Annotated in this window: 18 protein-coding genes; 10 read left to right on the top strand and 8 right to left on the bottom strand. The window is 41.5% G+C overall.

Annotated features, from left to right (window positions below; translation table 11 throughout):
* Positions 1-69: 69 nt before the first annotated feature.
* Entirely contained in the window at positions 70-531 is a 462-nt protein-coding gene (gene smpB / locus EZV76_RS09305) for an SsrA-binding protein SmpB (RefSeq protein ID WP_136566266.1), read from the top strand.
* On the opposite strand, the gene EZV76_RS09300 is transcribed toward smpB, so the two are convergent.
* Positions 528-1,169 (bottom strand): protein-L-isoaspartate(D-aspartate) O-methyltransferase, encoded by a 642-nt coding sequence (locus EZV76_RS09300; protein WP_136566318.1) that lies wholly within the window; start codon positions 1,167-1,169, stop codon positions 528-530. The genes smpB and EZV76_RS09300 overlap by 4 nt on opposite strands.
* Positions 1,170-1,283: 114 nt before the next feature.
* On the opposite strand from EZV76_RS09300, the gene EZV76_RS09295 reads away from it, so the two are divergent.
* The 9 genes from EZV76_RS09295 to EZV76_RS09255 are packed head-to-tail and all read left to right on the top strand — an operon-like array spanning position 1,284 to position 10,024.
* Positions 1,284-2,249: a Gfo/Idh/MocA family protein gene (locus EZV76_RS09295; RefSeq protein WP_136566265.1), complete on the top strand. Its 966-nt coding sequence runs from the start codon at positions 1,284-1,286 to the stop codon at positions 2,247-2,249.
* A gap of 52 nt (positions 2,250-2,301) precedes the next feature.
* Positions 2,302-3,189: a 3-hydroxyacyl-CoA dehydrogenase family protein gene (locus EZV76_RS09290; protein WP_136566264.1), complete on the top strand. Its 888-nt coding sequence runs from the start codon at positions 2,302-2,304 to the stop codon at positions 3,187-3,189.
* Between the two features lie 6 nt (positions 3,190-3,195).
* Entirely contained in the window at positions 3,196-4,431 is a 1,236-nt protein-coding gene (locus EZV76_RS09285; RefSeq protein ID WP_136566263.1) for a DUF1015 domain-containing protein, read from the top strand.
* Positions 4,432-4,440: 9 nt separating this feature from the next.
* Positions 4,441-5,100 (top strand): YggS family pyridoxal phosphate-dependent enzyme, encoded by a 660-nt coding sequence (locus EZV76_RS09280; protein WP_136566262.1) that lies wholly within the window; start codon positions 4,441-4,443, stop codon positions 5,098-5,100.
* Between the two features lie 18 nt (positions 5,101-5,118).
* Positions 5,119-6,447, top strand: a complete 1,329-nt coding sequence (locus EZV76_RS09275) for an exonuclease domain-containing protein (protein ID WP_136566261.1) — start codon at positions 5,119-5,121, stop codon at positions 6,445-6,447.
* Complete coding sequence (locus EZV76_RS09270; protein ID WP_236640898.1) at positions 6,444-7,286, top strand: ion transporter; 843 nt, start codon at positions 6,444-6,446, stop codon at positions 7,284-7,286. The genes EZV76_RS09275 and EZV76_RS09270 overlap by 4 nt, the downstream gene beginning before the upstream one ends.
* On the top strand, positions 7,283-8,215 hold the full coding sequence (gene miaA, locus EZV76_RS09265; RefSeq protein ID WP_136566260.1) for a tRNA (adenosine(37)-N6)-dimethylallyltransferase MiaA: 933 nt from the start codon (positions 7,283-7,285) through the stop codon (positions 8,213-8,215). Before EZV76_RS09270 ends, miaA begins: the two co-directional genes overlap by 4 nt.
* The gene (locus EZV76_RS09260; RefSeq protein ID WP_136566259.1) at positions 8,199-8,693 is read left to right on the top strand and encodes a gluconokinase; all 495 of its coding nucleotides are present in this window, start codon (positions 8,199-8,201) and stop codon (positions 8,691-8,693) included. Before miaA ends, EZV76_RS09260 begins: the two co-directional genes overlap by 17 nt.
* Positions 8,690-10,024 (top strand): GntP family permease, encoded by a 1,335-nt coding sequence (locus EZV76_RS09255; protein ID WP_136566258.1) that lies wholly within the window; start codon positions 8,690-8,692, stop codon positions 10,022-10,024. The genes EZV76_RS09260 and EZV76_RS09255 overlap by 4 nt, the downstream gene beginning before the upstream one ends.
* 60 nt (positions 10,025-10,084) lie before the next feature.
* Here the strand turns inward: EZV76_RS09255 and EZV76_RS09250 are convergent, their stop codons facing one another.
* From EZV76_RS09250 to recN, 7 genes are all read right to left on the bottom strand, one after another.
* A complete protein-coding gene (locus EZV76_RS09250) occupies positions 10,085-10,798 on the bottom strand; it encodes a response regulator transcription factor (protein WP_136566257.1) in 714 nt (237 codons plus the stop codon).
* A 9-nt stretch (positions 10,799-10,807) separates the two neighbouring features.
* Complete coding sequence (locus EZV76_RS09245) at positions 10,808-12,391, bottom strand: sensor histidine kinase (RefSeq protein WP_136566256.1); 1,584 nt, start codon at positions 12,389-12,391, stop codon at positions 10,808-10,810.
* A 70-nt stretch (positions 12,392-12,461) separates the two neighbouring features.
* Positions 12,462-13,052, bottom strand: coding sequence for a dephospho-CoA kinase (gene coaE, locus EZV76_RS09240; protein ID WP_136566255.1), 591 nt, complete (start codon positions 13,050-13,052; stop codon positions 12,462-12,464).
* On the bottom strand, positions 13,049-13,921 hold the full coding sequence (locus tag EZV76_RS09235; RefSeq protein WP_136566254.1) for a CdaR family protein: 873 nt from the start codon (positions 13,919-13,921) through the stop codon (positions 13,049-13,051). The genes coaE and EZV76_RS09235 overlap by 4 nt, the downstream gene beginning before the upstream one ends.
* Positions 13,922-14,010: 89 nt before the next feature.
* Complete coding sequence (locus EZV76_RS09230; protein ID WP_136566253.1) at positions 14,011-15,018, bottom strand: glycosyltransferase family 2 protein; 1,008 nt, start codon at positions 15,016-15,018, stop codon at positions 14,011-14,013.
* Between the two features lie 54 nt (positions 15,019-15,072).
* On the bottom strand, positions 15,073-15,885 hold the full coding sequence (locus tag EZV76_RS09225; protein WP_136566252.1) for an enoyl-ACP reductase FabI: 813 nt from the start codon (positions 15,883-15,885) through the stop codon (positions 15,073-15,075).
* Between the two features lie 91 nt (positions 15,886-15,976).
* Positions 15,977-17,629, bottom strand: a complete 1,653-nt coding sequence (gene recN, locus EZV76_RS09220) for a DNA repair protein RecN (RefSeq protein ID WP_136566251.1) — start codon at positions 17,627-17,629, stop codon at positions 15,977-15,979.
* Between the last annotated feature and the right edge of the window lie 19 nt (positions 17,630-17,648).

Genomic DNA, 17,648 nt, shown 5'->3' with positions numbered 1-17,648 from the left:
CAAGTATATTCGTAAAATAAGCCACAACATTACAATTTTCTTCCCGAAGAGTTTATATTTTTGCCCTCCATGATGAAAAACATCAACATAAAGAACAAACGGGCCCGATTCGATTATGAGATTTTGGACACCTATACTGCCGGCATTGTCTTGGGAGGTACTGAAATTAAATCCATCCGATTGGGAAAGGCCAACCTATCCCAAAGTTTTTGTGAGTTCAATGACAAGGGCGAGCTTTTTGTCATTAACATGCAGGTTGATGAATATAGCCACGGAGGACATTACAACCACAGGCCCAAAGCAGAGCGAAAACTTCTTCTGAACAGAGGGGAACTCAGAAAACTTAGAAAAGAAGTGGCCACTTCCGGGCTTACGATCATTCCTCTCAACCTTTTTATCAATGACAGGGGATTGGCCAAAATGAATGTTGGATTGGCCAAGGGTAAAAAACAGTACGATAAACGGGAAACCATCAAAGATCGAGACAACAAGCGCAATCTTTCTCGAATCAAAAAAGATTTCAACAACTAGTTTTTGTCTTCAAGCAAAGGAACAAACCGAAAAGCGCCCAATTCTTTTTTCTCGAACCTTTTTTCCGACTTCCTAACAAATAAAGTCATAACCTGCTCATCCACACCTACAGGAATCACCAACCTTCCTCCCACCTTCAATTGAGACATCAAAGCTTTGGGAACTTCGGGGGCGCCGGCTGTAACTATAATACTATCAAAAGGGGCGTCATCAGGCAGCCCTTTGTAGCCATCACCAAACACCATTTTTTTGGGTCTGTAATGCATCTTATTGAAGAACAAACGCGTTTTCTTGAAAAGCTCCTGCTGCCGTTCTATGGTATATACACGAGCTTTTAAGTGCAGCAGAACAGCAGTTTGGTAACCGCTTCCTGTGCCTATTTCCAAAATGGAGTCATTGGGCTTCACCTGGAGCAATTGGGTCTGAAATGCCACCGTATAGGGCTGGGAAATGGTTTGATCCGCACCAATGGGAAAGGCCTTGTCTTGATAGGCATGGTCCTCAAAACTACTGTCCAAAAACAAATGCCTTGGAATTGTTTTAATGGCCTCGATCACCCTTTTATCCTTTATTCCCTTAGTTGACAGCAATTCCGCCAACTTATTGCGCATGCCCTTGTGCTTAAGCGTATCCTTCATCTCATTGGTCTGGTCCACGAATTTAAAAAGTTCTCCAAAAACTTTCCCTCGGTTCAGCCGTTATTTTTGTGGAAGAGTGCCCCCATATCCTTATTTTTGACAAAAACACATACTATGCTAAAAGTTGGTGTCCTAGGCGCAGGACATTTAGGAAAAATACATCTTAGGCTCTTGAACCAATCGGAAAGGTATGAGCTAGTTGGTTTTTACGACCCCGATGAAATCAATGCAAAAAAGGTAGCGGCCGAGTTTGGTTATACTTATTTTGAAAACATCAACACCCTCATGGATGCTGTGGACGTGGTAGATATTGTTACCCCTACCCTCTCCCATTATGATTGCGCCAAAAAGGCCATTGAAAAAGGAAAGCACATCTTTATTGAAAAACCCATAACCAATACCTCTGAGGAAGCACAAGAGTTGTTGGAGCTTTCCAAAAAACATCGTGTAAAAGGTCAGGTAGGGCATGTGGAACGTTTTAATCCCGCCTTTTTATCTGTAAAGGATAAGATAGAAACCCCCATGTTCATAGAAACCCATCGTTTGGCCGAGTTCAATCCCAGAGGCACCGATGTCCCTGTGGTCCTTGACCTTATGATCCATGATATTGACGTAATCTTGAGCGTGGTCAACTCCAATGTAAAACAAATCAATGCCAGCGGTGTATCTGTCATTAGCAGTTCTCCTGACATTGCCAACGCCCGTATAGAATTTGAAAATGGTTGTGTGGCCAATTTAACGGCCAGTCGGATTTCCCTGAAAAACATGCGAAAATCCCGTTTTTTCCAAAAGGACGCCTATATTTCTGTAGATTTTCTGGAGAAAAAAGTGGAAGTAGTGAAAATGAAGGATGCCCCGGAAAATCCAGGGGATTTTGATATGATTTTACAGAACGCGGAAGGAGAAAAAAAACAAATCTATTTTGAAAATCCCGAAATTGAAGTAAACAATGCCATTTTGGATGAGCTGGAGACCTTTGCCGATGCCATTTACAACGATACACAACCTATAGTGACTTTGGAGCAAGGTACAAAGGCCTTACAAGTAGCCCTTCAGATCATAGCCTCTTTTGAAAAATAATCGAAGTTGTTTGCTACTGTGCCCGAACTGACATAATTTCAATCTGAATACAATGAAAAACATAGCCGTAATCGGAGCAGGAACCATGGGCAACGGAATAGCCCATGTTTTTGCCCAAAATGGATTTCAAGTCAATCTTATTGATATTTCCCAAGCCTCCCTGGACAAAGGGATTGCCACGATCACCAAAAACTTGGACCGAATGTTGGCCAAAGAGGTTATCGACCAAAAGAATAAAGAGACCACCCTGGCCAATATTTCCACCTATACAGATTTGAACAAAGGGGTTTCCCAAGTGGACTTGGTAGTAGAGGCCGCCACGGAAAACCTGGACATTAAACTCAAGATTTTTAAGGATTTGGATGAGGCCTGCGAAGCAAGCACTATTTTGGCCACCAATACCTCTTCCATTTCCATTACACAGATTGGTGCGGCCACACAACGTCCGGACAAAGTCATTGGTATGCACTTTATGAATCCTGTCCCCATTATGAAATTGGTGGAAATCATCCGTGGATACAATACTTCTGATGCGGTGACCAAAACCATAATGGAACTTTCCCAAAAGTTGGGAAAAACTCCAACTGAGGTAAACGATTACCCCGGCTTTGTGGCCAATCGGATTCTTATGCCCATGATCAACGAGGCCATTGAAACACTTTACAATGGTGTAGCTGGTGTTCAAGAAATAGACACTGTGATGAAGTTGGGCATGGCGCATCCCATGGGACCATTGCAATTGGCTGATTTTATTGGGTTGGACGTCTGTCTTTCCATATTGAATGTGATGTACGACGGGTTTAAAAACCCAAAATATGCTCCCTGTCCCCTATTGGTGAATATGGTCATGGCAGGAAAATTGGGCGTAAAATCAGGGGAAGGTTTTTATGATTATTCCGAGTCCCGAAAAGCGGAACATGTTTCGGCTCAATTCAATTAATGAAAAATGGCCCTAGTAAAACCCTTTAAGGCCATAAGACCAACCAAGGACAAGGTCTCTTTTGTGGCTTCGCGCTCCTACGAGGAATATCCCAAAGATGAGTTGAAATCCGTACTAAAATACAATCCATTCTCATTTTTGCATATTATCAATCCAGGGTTTAAGTTTGATAAGAGCATTACTGGGAAAGAACGGTTTCGATTGGTGCACAATCGATATTTGGAGTTTTTGGAGGAACATATTTTCCAAAAAGATGATCAAGCTTGTTTTTATCTCTACCAAATAGGAAAAGGGGATTTTAAAAGCCTTGGGTTCTTCTGCGCCTGCAGCGTTGCCGATTATAGAAAGGATGTCATCAAAAAGCATGAAGACACCATTCAACATCGAGAGCGGTTGTTCGCAGACTATCTGCACACCGTTGGTTTTAATGCTGAGCCTGTGCTGATGACCTACACGGATAATGATTTCATCCACACCATATTTCAACAAGAAGTCCAAAAACAACCAGAATACGCTTTTTCCACTACGGACCGGGTTAGCCATAAGCTTTGGAAAATTTCAGATAAGAAAACCATCAAAAGTTTAGAGGCTGCCTTTGCCCAAATGGATGCCCTTTATATTGCTGATGGTCACCACCGTAGCGCTTCATCCAACCTGTTGGCAAAAAAAATGGAAGGCCAAAACAAGGCACATACAGGTAAGGAAGCCTACAATTTCTTTATGGCTTATCTCATTCCTGAATCCCAAATCAAGATTTATGAGTTCAATCGTATGGTCAAAGATTTGAATGGTCATACCAAAAAGGAATTCTTGATCAAACTGGATGAGCATTTTCGAATCGAAAAACGGGAAGATGGCCTCTATAAACCTACCAAGAAGCATCATTTTAGCATGTATTTGGAAGGTGAGTTCTATTCGCTCTACCTTAGAAGGACCAATTATACTTTTACCAATGCACTGAGTAAATTGGACACCCAAATCTTGTTCAAGACCATTCTTGAACCTATTTTGGGAATAACGGACCTTAGAAACGACAAACGGATTTCCTACGGCTACGGCAAGCACAACCTTATTAAAATGAAGGACTGTGTGGATGAAGGTAAATTTGCCGTGGGATTCAGCTTGGTGCCCATTACTATTGAAGAAATAAAGTCTATTGCCGACGCAGGTTTGGTAATGCCGCCCAAGAGCACCTATATTGAACCCAAACTACGGAGCGGATTGGCTATTTACGAATTATAATACGTCTTTATGTCGATTAAAGAACATCTCAAAAACATAAAAACAGAATTACCCGACGGAGTAACCTTGGTAGCGGTTTCCAAAACCAAGCCCAATGAAGCCATCTTGGAGGCCTATGAAGCCGGACAGCAGGTGTTTGGTGAAAACAAAGTACAGGAAATGACCCAAAAATGGGAAACGCTCCCCAAGGACATTGAATGGCATATGATCGGGCATTTACAGCGCAATAAGGTCAAGTACATGGCCGAATTTGTATCCTTGATCCACGGAGTGGACAGTCTTCGCTTATTAAAGGAAATAGACAAACAAGCCCAGAAGCATGATCGGGTGATTCCTTGTCTTTTGCAAATGCACATTGCAGAGGAAGACACTAAATTTGGGTTGGATGAAGCGGAATTAAAGGAGCTTATTCAGTCCGAAGAATTCAAAGCCATGGAAAACATAAAGATTATGGGATTGATGGGTATGGCTACCTTTACTTCAAACCAAAACCAGGTTCGAAAAGAATTTTCAAACCTTAAATCCATTTTCGAAAAGCTTAAGCAGGAACTCCCCAATATTTCAGTGCTATCCATGGGTATGAGCGGAGATTACTCCGTAGCTATTGAAGAAGGCAGCACCATGGTACGCATTGGAAGTAGTATCTTTGGAGTTAGAAACTATTCCTAAAAACACCAATACAGTTTCATGTACGCCATACTCGACATTGAAAGCACAGGAGGAAAATACAATGAAGAAGGCATCATGGAAATTGCCATTCATCGGTTCGATGGGCATAAAGTGGTGGACAAGTTTATCTGCTTGATCAATCCAGAGCGGGAAATTCAGCCTTTTGTATCAAAACTAACCGGAATTAAAGATAAAATGCTCCGTTCCGCCCCAAAATTTCATGAAGTGGCCAAACGGATTGTTGAGATTACGGATGGGGCCACTTTGGTGGCTCATAATGCCCAGTTTGATTATCGTATTCTTAGAACAGAATTTAGACGATTAGGGTACGACTATCAGCGAAAAACGCTATGTACAGTTGATCTCTCCCAAAAATTAATCCCTGAAGCAGAATCGCATAGCTTGGGCAAACTTGCCCGCTCCTTGGGTATTCCCATGAGCGACAGGCATCGGGCCAATGGAGATGCCATAGCCACCCTGAAACTCTTTAAATTGCTACTGAACAAGGATTCTGGCAAAGGCATCATCCAAGAGGTTATCCGGGAAGCGGCTCACGGGGAACTATCCCACAACCAATTGGACATGGTCACTTCCCTACCCTCCGAAACAGGGGTGTACTACATGCACGACAAAGAAGGAGAAATCATTTTTCTTGGGAAAACCACAAACATCAAAAAAAGAGTCAACCAACATTTTACCAATGTGGGTAGTCTCGCAAGAAGATTGCAAAAAGAGACCAAAAGAGTCACTTATGAACCTACGGGCAGTGAACTCATCGCACTCCTTAAAGAATATCAAGAATTGCAAAAAACCAACCCACGACATAACAACATTACCAGAAGAAATCTTTTTTCGCATGTGGTGAGTTTTAGCAAGAATGGCTCTGATCATATTCTTGTTGGCATAGAAAATGGCAGCTCTAAGGCAAAACTAAAAATAGGGTTCAGTGGAGCTGTTTCCGCCAAGAATTTTTTGGAAAGAATACAGTCTGAGTTTAATCTGTGCTCTTCTTCTTTTGCAAAAACACCCGAAAATGGAGATGATGTCAATCCACAACAATGCAATGAAAGGATAATGGAGGTGTTGGACAAATACAGTATTTTGGAAAAGAATGTTGCTTTGGTAGACCGTGGACGGGAAACAGGGGAGCGTAGCTTTTTGCTCATCAAAAATGGTCATTTGCAAGGTTTTGGGTATGTGGAATTGAATCATCAAATGAATAATATTCATATATTGGAATCCATAATGACCCCTATGAGCAGCGATGAGAACACTACTTTTATCATTGAATCCTTTTTAAGAAAGAAAAATAGAATCAAGACCATAGCATTAACTCCTTCAACTTGAAAGAGCAGAACGCACATTCTGGATGGAAAAATAAACTTCATGAAATTATTTATGAGGCGGACACCCCAATGGGAAAATTGTTCGACATGGCCCTATTTTTCCTGATTATCCTCAGTGTAATTCTGGTCATGTTGGAAACCGTCAAGGAAATAGACGAACGTTACCATCAAATTTTACTAGTCTTGGAGTGGTGCGTAACCATCTTCTTTTCATTAGAATATATAGCCCGTATAGTCAGTATTAAAAAGCCATGGAAATACATTTTCAGTTTTTATGGCATCATAGATTTTGTATCCACTATTCCATTGTATTTAAGCTATATTTTGGCAGGTTCGCAGGTATTGTTGGCGGTTAGGGCATTCCGATTACTGCGTATTTTCCGGATATTAAAATTGGTGAAGTTTATTGGGGAAGCTTCCCAATTACAGTCGGCTTTAAAAGCCAGCCGTACCAAAATAGCCGTTTTCATTTATGTTGTACTGATTCTTTCAGTAATCTTAGGTACTCTAATGTATCTTGTTGAAGGAGATGATGCAGGTTTCACCAGCATTCCCCGAAGCATTTATTGGACCATTGTAACCCTCACCACCGTAGGTTTTGGCGATATTACCCCACAGACAAGTTTAGGACAGTTCCTAGCTACGATAATCATGATACTAGGTTACGGAATCATTGCAGTTCCCACAGGCATTGTTACCGCAGAGTTCTCTCGAAATAAAAAAGAAACAGAAGAAACCAAGAAACTGGTACACTTAAACACGCAAGCTTGCCCTAGTTGCTCCGCCGAAGGGCATCGAGATGACGCTACCCATTGCTATAACTGCGGCCATACGTTATGAGTTGCAAGGTACTCATAGCGGTAGTGGGGCCCACTGCCATAGGAAAAACTGCCCTTGGTATTGGGTTAGCCCAACATTTTAACACCGAAATCATATCTGCTGATTCCCGGCAATTTTTTAAAGAAATGGAAATAGGTACTGCAGTGCCTTCCAAAGAGGAATTAAAGGCGGCTACGCACCATTTCATTCAACACAAAAGCATTTTTGATCCTTATTCAGTCGGGGATTTTGAAAAAGATGCCATTGAATTATTGAGTAAGCTGTTTCGAAAGCAAGATGTTGCCATAATGGTCGGAGGAAGCGGTTTGTATGTGGATGCCGTGGTGAACGGATTGGATGAATTTCCAGAAGTAGACCCCAAAATCAGGGAATCCTTGAATCAAAAGTTGGATGAAGAGGGACTAAATTCCCTGCAAGAGGAATTAAGGGAAAGAGACCCGTCCTACTATAAAATCGTGGATATTGAAAACCCACATCGGTTAATTAGAGCCTTGGAAGTTTCCATTATGGCAAACAAACCCTATTCCACGTTCTTGAATCAATACAAACCCAAAAGAGAGTTCAAGGCCCTTTATGTTGGCATAGAAGCGCCAAGAGAGGTCATATATAAACGCATCAACACCCGGGTAGACCTTATGATGCAGGCTGGTTTGTTGGAGGAAGTACAAAAGTTGCATCCTTACAGGCATCTGAATGCCCTACAAACAGTTGGCTACAAAGAACTTTTTGAATATCTTGACGGACATTGTCCTCTGGACACTGCTGTTTCAGAAATCAAAAAGAACACAAGGCGTTTTGCCAAACGGCAACTGACTTGGCTGCGGAAAAATCAAAATATACTCTGGGTGGACCACAAAACAGAACCTAAAAACATCTTTAAGGCAGTTTCAGACCAACTAAATAACATATCTCATGGTCAAGAACAGTAAAGTCCTAGTTGTTATGGGCGTCAGTGGTACTGGAAAAACCACAATTGGTAAACTGCTTGCCGATCAGTTGGGTTATCCTTTTTTTGATGGAGATGATTTTCATCCTGAAGCGAACATTCAAAAAATGTCATCTGGAATTCCATTGAACGATCTAGACCGGAAAGGTTGGCTTTTACGGTTGAACGCTTTGGCTCTGGAGCATAAAGACTCAGGAGTGATTATAGCCTGTTCGGCACTGAAGAAAACCTATAGAAGCATCCTAAAATCGGGAATGGGCCAACAACTTAAGTTTATCTATCTGGATGGTTCTTTTGATTTGATACAATCGCGTTTGGCGAGCAGAAAAGACCATTTCATGCCACTTGGGTTATTAAAATCACAGTTCGAAACCCTTGAGCCCCCTTCAAAGGCAATCACCGTGTCCATTGCACAAGAATCAAATAAAATCGTAGAAGAAATCCTAAGACAGCTCAAATGATTGAAGTCAATTTACTTCTTGCGGTCATTGTTGGTATATCCGTACTGCTTTTTTTAATTCTAAAGCTTCGCATCCATGCTTTTGTATCCCTATTGATAGGCAGCATTGTAGTAGGGCTTATTGCCGGTCTGGATGCCAAACAAATCATAGCCACCATCCAAACAGGAATGGGTGGGACATTGGGGTTTGTTGCAACCGTGGTGGGGCTCGGCGCCATGTTCGGAGGAATTTTGGAAGCTTCGGGCGGCGCCAAAACCATTGCAGACTTTATGGTTTCCAAATTTGGATTAAAAAATGCCCCATCGGCTATGGCCGTTTCCGGGTTTTTAATCGCCATCCCTGTTTTTTTTGATGTGGCCTTCATCATTTTGGTTCCCATGATCTATGCCTTGCAACGAAAAACAGGAAAGTCATTATTGTTATATGCCATTCCATTGCTTGCCGGACTGGCCATCACCCATGCTTTTATTCCACCCACTCCAGGACCCATTGCAGTTGCCGACATTATAGGGGCCGATTTAGGATGGGTCATTTTAATGGGTTTTTTTGCTGGAATTCCCTCTGCCCTATTTGCTGGACTTCTTTTCGGAAAGTACATATCAAAAAAAATATTTGTTGAAGCACCTAAACAGATAGAGGACAAGAATCCAACCCAACTCCCTCCTATTGGACAGACACTGTTTATTATTGGCCTACCGATTTTGTTGATTCTAACCAATACCATACTGTCAACGGGAGCATTTGGCATTAATGAAACAATCTTGAATTTTATCGCTTTGATTGGACACCCCTTTTCAGCGTTGATCATAGCCAATCTATTGGCATGGTATGTTTTTGGAATCCGAAAAGGATTTTCCAAGTCACAACTTTTAAACATTACCACAAAATCTTTAGCCCCAGCAGGAACCATTATCTTACTGACAGGGGCCGGCGGGGTTTTCAAACAGGTACTGACCGATACTGGGGCAGGAGGACTTTTGGCAACATCGTTGGGCAATGCAGGAATCCCTGTACTTATCTTTGCTTATATAAGTGCAGCCATTGTTAGGGTCATACAAGGATCATCCACTGTAGCCATGATTACTGCCGCAGGACTGGTTTCGCCTTTACTTATCCATACTGATTTAAATTCGTTGCAATTGGCCTGCATGGTAATTTCCATTGCGTCTGGGGCAAGCATTTTTTCCCATGTAAATGATAGTGGCTTTTGGCTGGTTGGACAATATTTGGGCATTACTGAAAAGGAGACCTTTAAATCATGGACAGTAATGACCACAATTTTGTCGATTGTAGGAATGTTATCCGTATCCTTGGTGTACCTATTTACCTAACTATCATACAATAAAAAAACCGCCCTTTGGGCGGCTTACTATTAAAAAATAGTATTTCTTTTATTGGTTCTCAGCTTTAATCACCAATCTGAAACCTTCACCATGAATATTCAGGATCTCCACTGTATCATCACGTTTCAGATATTTTCTGAGTTTGGCAATGTACACATCCATACTTCTTGAGGTAAAGTAATTATCGTCTCTCCAAATTTTTGTCAACGCCAATTCCCTTGGCATTAAGTCATTCTCATGCAATGCCAATAAACGTAACAGTTCATTTTCCTTGGGCGAAAGTTTAATAGGCTCCTCATCGTTGAATTTCAAGAAGCGTAATTTAGAGTTCAAGTGGAAATTTCCAATTTGGAACTCAAACTGCTTGCTGTCTGCCAAAGTACTGGATGCTTTTCGTTGAAGTATGGCTTTAAGTTTCATCAACAATACTTCAGAATCGAAGGGCTTGTTCAAATAATCATCGGCACCGGCCTTATACCCCTTGAGCACATCTTCTTTCATGGTCTTGGCAGTAAGGAAAATGATAGGAACATTCTCATTCTTCTCACGAATCTCCTTTGCAAGGGTAAACCCATCTTTGTAAGGCATCATCACATCCAAGATACAGACATCATAATTGTCTTTTTTGAATTTCTCAAAACCCTCCATACCATTTTTGGCCAGAACCACTTCAAAATCGTTCATGGACAAATAGTCTTTAAGAACAATCCCAAAGTTAGGGTCATCCTCTACCAATAATATCTTCTTTTTCTCTGTTTCCATAGTTTGCTTTTAAATTAGGGGGAGTTTTATGAAGAATGTGCTTCCTTTTCCTTTTTCACTTTCTGCATAAACCTCTCCTTGATGGTCGTCTGTTATTCTTTTTACATAGGCCAACCCTAATCCGTGGCCTTTTACATTATGTATATCACCGGTATGCTCCCGGTAAAATTTCTCAAAAACTTTTTTAAGGACGGCTTTGCTCATTCCGGCCCCTTGATCTTGTACTTTTATGATGATATTGTTTTTCACCACTTCTGTATACACATCAATTTTTGGCGGCTCAGGAGAATATTTTATGGCATTGTCCAGTATGTTTACAATTACATTGGTCATGTGCATGTCATTGGCCAAAATTTCAGATCTCTCGGCTTCAAGATGGGCATTTACATAGCCTCCCCTATCCTGCACGATCAATTCCACATGGGCAATGGCATCGCCGATGATGTCGTGCACATCCACCCTGTCCTTACTGATATCCAGTTGGTTTTTCTCCAGTTTAGATATTCTCAGAACGTTTTCCACCTGCGCATGCATACGCTTGTTCTCGTCCCTTATCATACCCAAATACCGTAGTACTTTTTCCTTGTCCTCTATCGCCTTTGGGTTGCGAATGGCTTCCACGGCCAAGTTGATAGTAGCGATGGGAGTCTTGAACTCATGGGTCATATTGTTGATGAAATCCGATTTGATTTCGGATATCTGCTTTTGCCTTATCAACTGATAGATAGCGCTGGAATATGCGATCATAATCACCAAAGTGAATATGAGGGACAATAGTGCCATCCCCGTTATAGACCTGAACAAGAATTTTTTCATTTTGGGAAAGGTGAGCAGCAATGAAAAATTGGTGAACCCCTCACTATCCTTGAAAATTGGCGCCTTGTACATTTTTGAACCGGAAAACTTGAACTTCTTTGACCGTACTTTTGTGGGGTAGCCCTGACTATAGACCCCATATTCGTAATCTATATCAATATTCCTGTTCTTCAGCTCTTGGCTCAATAAAAGTTCCAATTCTTGATTGGATACTCTTTTATGAATGGGTCTTGTCTTGGCATATTCCATAAAGACATCTTCCCATGCTGCCTTATCAATCCTGGACAACCCTCCAATTTTTTCAGCTCTTTGGATGGGGGTCAAACTATAGCTCTTCCCATCCAAACCATACTCTTCCTTAAATACAGCCTTGGTACGTTTACTGGTATAGTTTTTAAACGTAGTTGTATCGTCTTCTCCGCCTATGTTATCAAAGAACGTAGATGTTATATTGTAATCTTCTTCAAGAATTCCGTGGGAATAAAAAAGAATCTCATCGGAGTTCAAATCCCGGTCAACAAACAAAAAATTCCTGAACTGTGTGCTTTTAGGTTGACCAATACTGTCCACGAGCGAAGCCAAACGGTCTGAATAATCTTTCATCTCCATCATCTCCACTCTACCAGCCACCTTATCCAAAATATCCGTGACCGTCCTTGAAAATTGCTCTTCCTTGTCGTTTATGGATGTCCGTATCCAATATACCTGAACGAATATTATCCCGGTAAGGGACAAACTCATAAGAATGACTAGAAGGACGAATAGCTTCTTGTTCATTGCGTCAAAATTAAATATTTAACATTTAGACCTTTGGCCGTTTAACCTAACCTTAACAAAAATGTTAAAATTATGAAGAAGACAGCGCCGCAAGCTTGGCGTGAAGTTCCTGAACCTTGCTTTTGGTAGTTTCCAAATCCACGTTTACGATACAAAAATGAGCCAAATCCACTTTTTGGGCATCCTCCATCTGATTTTTCATCCGCTCCATAACCTGCTTTTGTGTTGCTCCATCCCGTTCCATCACCCGTTGCAGCCGTAAATCAAATGGAGCTGTCACCAACACAATATAATCATATTGGTCTTGGGACTGGTTTTCAAATATCAATGCAGTTTCCTGAATTACATACGGCTCATCGTACTTTAATGACCAATCCAAAAAGTGATTCCTAACAGCGGGGTGCACAATACCATTAAGTTGTTCCAGTAATTTTGGGTCTTTAAAAACCTTTTCAGCTATGTATGCCCTATTTAATAGATTTCCTTCATAAGCCCCATCACCTAGAAGACCCCTGATTTTACCCCTAAGCTCATCTGAGGTGGACATCAGTCGTTTGGCCTCCAAATCCGAGTCATAAACTGGAACCCCCAAATCTTTGAACATTTGTGCAATGGTGCTTTTTCCGCTCCCTATACCTCCAGTAAGTCCTACAATTTTCATGGTTGTTGTTCCAATATAAAATTGACTCTTGCCTCTTGCAACCTAACATCGTACACATTTTCAGGGCTCTTGGTTTTTTTGAGGAACAATACGGTTCTTTCGGCTCCATTCAATTGTGCATAATCTGCGGTCACCTCGAAATCCGATAACGAAATTTCCTTTAATCGTTCCACAGTGGCCTTGCAAAGTACCGTTACCGAGCTGGGAAAGGTTTTGATTTGGTATCCTTCAGGCAAATTTATCACCCGAATGGGCACTTCAAAAACCTTTTCTGAAAACCGCACCACTTTTCCTGAAACATTGACCCTTCCCACTGAAAAAATGGTATTGTCCATCCCTTTTGGAAAAATCAGTGACATTTCTCTTGAAAAATCCGTTGACAAATTGGTCAATTGTAAGGGGGCGGTCCGAATGCTTCGCAGTGTGTCTATTTCATTTTTTGGGCCTTTTACCACAACATGGTCTGGCGAAACATCCAATTTCCCATCCAAAATATGGTTTTGCTCAAATTGTATGTCCAGACTTGGTACCACGGGAATTTCTTTTGAGGCCACTTGATAAAGATCAACCTCCAATTGATTGCGATCTATTTCCAAGAGTGATATGTTCTGTGACAATTGCTGATCCATTTGCTTTTTTAGGGCATCTTCGGTCAATACATATTTCCCATTCAAGTATACCGCCTTCGACACATCAACATCTATCCGCTTCCTGAAAAAATTAAAATACAGGAACTGAAAACCGCTGGTTCTCAGCTTGGCTTCAACAGTACTTTCAGAATTTTTTCCCAATAAAAGTGTATCCGGTAGATTTCTGTAATTAATTGCAAAATTGGCTCTGGATTCGTAGGATTCAGACAAATTACTCAAAAACCAAGCTAGAAAAGAGCACAACAAAAACAGTGAAAAAACCTTCACTTTTCTTTGATTGAGGCCGTGCAATAGCTTTTTGAACACTTCTATTTTTTCTTAAAAAACAGCTTGGGAAACAGTTCCTCCGGTTCCCTATTACTAAAAGTAAGCAAGATTGTGGACTTGAAAAAACCTATTCCATACCCCGTAAACTGTGTCAATGCCGCAAATAGGGCCAAAAAGGCCACTTTTAAGTTCCGATTCTTGAGCAATGCATCAACAAACAGCAGTAAAAAATAAAAACCGTACAATACCAATGGAAGGTAAATCCCAAACAATCCGAGTATGACAGAAATGCTCAGACCAAGCATAAAAAAAGTGGGGAACCAATATGTAGGGCGGGCCGTGCCCGGATGCCATAGGTTTAAAATAGGCCGTACCATTCCAAACTTATTCACTTGGATGTAAAACTTATTCCAATCTATTCGCCTTTTATGGTAAACGTGGGCCTTTGGAAACAATCGGGAATCAAATCCTGCCTTCCAAATTCGAAAGGTCAAATCTGGGTCTTCCCCAGGGTGAATACGTCCAAATCCACCTGCTTTTTCAAAGGCTTCCTTGGATATTCCCATATTAAAACTGCGTGGCTGAAACTTTCCAACGGACTTTTTCCCTCCCCGAATCCCTCCCGTGGTAAAAAAAGAGGTCATCACATAATTAATGGCCTTTTGAACCGTGGTGAACGATTGATCGGCAGCATCGGGTCCGCCAAAACAGTGCACAAATTCCCTTTGGAGTTCCTTGTCCACTTCAGAAAGGTATTGCTCTGGCAAAATACAATCCGAATCCAAAATGATATAGTAATTCCCTTTCGCCTTTTGCATACCAAAGTTTCGGGAATCCCCTGGCCCTGAGTTTGGTTTGTAGTAATACGAAATCTGGAGCTTATCCTGAAAGGTCTTAACTACTTCTTCCGAACTCTCCGAAGAACCATCTTCCACGATGACCACCTCAAAATCCTTCCGAAAAGTTTGTTGGGAAAGGCTTTCCAACAGCTCCCGAACTTCATCAGGCCTGTTGTACACTGGAACGACTATGGAAAAAAAAGTATTCATCTATAATAGAAAAGCCATCCCAAAAAGGATGGCTTTCTGTGTTATTTATTTGGATTACTTGGTAAATTCATCGATTACCTCTTGACTCACCCCTGTATTGGAGAACCCACCATCATGGAATAGGTTCTGCATGGTTACTTTTTTGGTCAGATCAGAAAACAGACTCACGGTGTAATTGGCACAATCATCCGCCGAAGCATTCCCTAAAGGCGACATTTTTTCGGCATAGTTGATAAAACCATCAAACCCTTTAACGCCTTGGCCAGCTGTAGTTGGTGTTGGGGATTGTGAAATGGTGTTTACCCTTACTTTTTTCTCTTTCCCGAAGAAATAGCCAAAACTTCTGGCCACGGATTCCAAATACGCTTTGTTATCGGCCATATCGTTATAATCTGGGAATGTACGTTGGGCCGCCATATAGGTAAGAGCTACAATACTGCCCCATTCGTTCATGGCATCGGCCTTATATAGGCTCTGCATTACTTTATGAAAGGAAAGTGCGGAAACGTCCCAACCCTTTGCCGTAAAATCATAGTTCTCATCAGTATAATGCTTTCCTTTACGCACGTTCACCGACATTCCTATGGAATGAAGCACAAAATCCAATTTCCCCCCCAAGATTTCAGTGGCTTTTTCAACAAGGTTGTTCAAATCCTCTTCGTTGGTGGCATCGGCTGGGATAATTTCTGAATTGGTCTTTGCAGCCAATTCCTTTATCTGTCCCATTCGCATGGCAATGGGTGCATTGGTCAGCACAAAGGTACCTCCCTCTTCATGAACTCGTTCTGCGGTTTTCCAAGCAATTGAATTTTCATCCAAAGCTCCAAAAATGATTCCTCTTTTTCCTTTTAAAAGATTGTACGCCATATGTATTTTGCTATTGTTGGTTCTGTGGCAAAGATATTTATTCTATTTTGAAGTTCTCCGCTTTTTGCCCAAATGTGTTCTGTTTACATTTCTATTGCAACAATTGCCGTGCATGGGCCAAAGCAGATTCTGACAATGACTTCCCTCCCAACATTTCTGCAAGTTCGGTAATGCGTTCATCGGTGCTCAGCTTTTTCATTTGGGTACTTGTGCCTCCCTCCTGCTCTTCCTTGAACACTTTAAACTGATGTTGTCCTTTTGAAGCCACTTGTGGCAAATGCGTTATGGAGAATACTTGCATGGTCTTGCTCATCCGTTGCATGATTTCGCCCATTTTGTTGGAAATCTCCCCCGAAACTCCAGTGTCAATTTCATCAAACATCATGGTAGGCAATTGTTCGTATGCAGCCAAAATGGACTTTATGGTGAGCATGATTCGGGAAAGTTCACCTCCAGAAGCTACCTTCTTCAGTTCTCCATAATTTGACCCCTTGTTGGCGGAGAACAAAAACACCAAGTCGTCCTTCCCGTGCATCTTAAATGCATTGGTTTGATTTACTTCAATCTTGAAGCTGGCCGAAGGCATGCCCAATGCTGACAGGTTTTCCTGTAGCATATCTTTGAGTTTTGGAATGACCGATTTCCTAGCCTTGCTGATTTTATCCGCCCAAGCATCCACTTCTTTGGTGATTTGTTGAACTTCAGCTCGTTTGGCTTCAATCTTTGATTCAATATTGGCAACCGCCTCCACTTTTATTGACAATTCTTCACGAATCGCAATAAGCTCATCCACAGTAGCTACGTGATGCTTTTTTTGCAAATCGTACAATTGCTGTAATTGTCCATTAACGGTTTCCAATCGCTCTGGATTTGCCTCAACTGCATCTTTCATACTTTCCAGTTCCGAGGCAATATCATCGGTTTCAATAAAAATGGATTGTACCCTATCGTTCAAGGATGCATATGCCGAACCAAAACCTTTCAGGTTTTGGAATGTTCGCTTTAAATCTGCCAATCGACCCAAAATGCCCAATTGTTCTTCATTCAACAACTGGTATCCTGCAGCCAATTGTTCCATGATCTGCTCTACATTGTTCAACTGCTCATATTCATCCTCCAGTTCTTCCTGCATACCAGCCCGCAACTTGGCTTCTTCCAATTCTTTCAACAAAAAACTGTTGTAATCGTGTTCTTTATCGGCATTGGATTGAAAATTGACCAATTCCTGTAATTCCTTCGATACTTTGGCGTGTTGGGCCAGATGGGTTTTGTAGTGCTTCAGGTTTTCTGAATTATCCGCAAGAGCATCGATGACCTTTAACTGAAAGTCGTTCTCGGTCAAACGAAGGGTCTGGTGCTGGGAATGTACATCTACCAACTGCTCCCCCAAAGTCTTGAGCACATCCAAGGTTACCGGGGTATCATTGACAAAGGCCCTGGATTTTCCACTGGGCAGTATTTCCCGACGCAAAATGGTCCTATCCTCGTAATCTAGGTCGTTTTCTGCAAAAAACGGTTTTAGATTGTATTTGGAGATATCAAATTCAGCTTCTATCACACATTTTTGCTCGGTGTTCTTGAGCGATGTTAAATCTGCCCGTTTGCCCAATACCAAGGAAAGCCCTCCCAACAATATGGATTTCCCCGCCCCTGTTTCTCCCGTAATTGTGGTAAATCCACTGGAAAAAGTCACATTGACATCGTCAATAAGCGCATAATTTTGGATGGAAAGATTTGCTAGCAATTTGGATAATTTTCCCCGT

Origin of the sequence: Flagellimonas alvinocaridis (assembly GCF_004916895.1) — a bacterium.
GTDB lineage: Bacteria > Bacteroidota > Bacteroidia > Flavobacteriales > Flavobacteriaceae > Flagellimonas > Flagellimonas alvinocaridis.
Note: the sequence above shows the minus strand (reverse complement) of the source record. Positions and strands in the feature narration are given on the sequence as shown.

Excerpts from the sequence above, each read along its gene's own strand:
- smpB (WP_136566266.1), top strand. The coding sequence starts at position 70 with ATGATGAAAAACATCAACATAAAGAACAAACGGGCCCGATTCGATTAT.
- EZV76_RS09300 (WP_136566318.1), bottom strand. The coding sequence starts at position 1,169 with ATGAAGGATACGCTTAAGCACAAGGGCATGCGCAATAAGTTGGCGGAA.
- EZV76_RS09295 (WP_136566265.1), top strand. The coding sequence starts at position 1,284 with ATGCTAAAAGTTGGTGTCCTAGGCGCAGGACATTTAGGAAAAATACAT.
- EZV76_RS09290 (WP_136566264.1), top strand. The coding sequence starts at position 2,302 with ATGAAAAACATAGCCGTAATCGGAGCAGGAACCATGGGCAACGGAATA.
- EZV76_RS09285 (WP_136566263.1), top strand. The coding sequence starts at position 3,196 with ATGGCCCTAGTAAAACCCTTTAAGGCCATAAGACCAACCAAGGACAAG.
- EZV76_RS09280 (WP_136566262.1), top strand. The coding sequence starts at position 4,441 with ATGTCGATTAAAGAACATCTCAAAAACATAAAAACAGAATTACCCGAC.
- EZV76_RS09275 (WP_136566261.1), top strand. The coding sequence starts at position 5,119 with ATGTACGCCATACTCGACATTGAAAGCACAGGAGGAAAATACAATGAA.
- miaA (WP_136566260.1), top strand. The coding sequence starts at position 7,283 with ATGAGTTGCAAGGTACTCATAGCGGTAGTGGGGCCCACTGCCATAGGA.
- EZV76_RS09260 (WP_136566259.1), top strand. The coding sequence starts at position 8,199 with ATGGTCAAGAACAGTAAAGTCCTAGTTGTTATGGGCGTCAGTGGTACT.
- EZV76_RS09255 (WP_136566258.1), top strand. The coding sequence starts at position 8,690 with ATGATTGAAGTCAATTTACTTCTTGCGGTCATTGTTGGTATATCCGTA.
- EZV76_RS09250 (WP_136566257.1), bottom strand. The coding sequence starts at position 10,798 with ATGGAAACAGAGAAAAAGAAGATATTATTGGTAGAGGATGACCCTAAC.
- EZV76_RS09245 (WP_136566256.1), bottom strand. The coding sequence starts at position 12,391 with ATGAACAAGAAGCTATTCGTCCTTCTAGTCATTCTTATGAGTTTGTCC.
- coaE (WP_136566255.1), bottom strand. The coding sequence starts at position 13,052 with ATGAAAATTGTAGGACTTACTGGAGGTATAGGGAGCGGAAAAAGCACC.
- EZV76_RS09230 (WP_136566253.1), bottom strand. The coding sequence starts at position 15,018 with ATGAATACTTTTTTTTCCATAGTCGTTCCAGTGTACAACAGGCCTGAT.
- EZV76_RS09225 (WP_136566252.1), bottom strand. The coding sequence starts at position 15,885 with ATGGCGTACAATCTTTTAAAAGGAAAAAGAGGAATCATTTTTGGAGCT.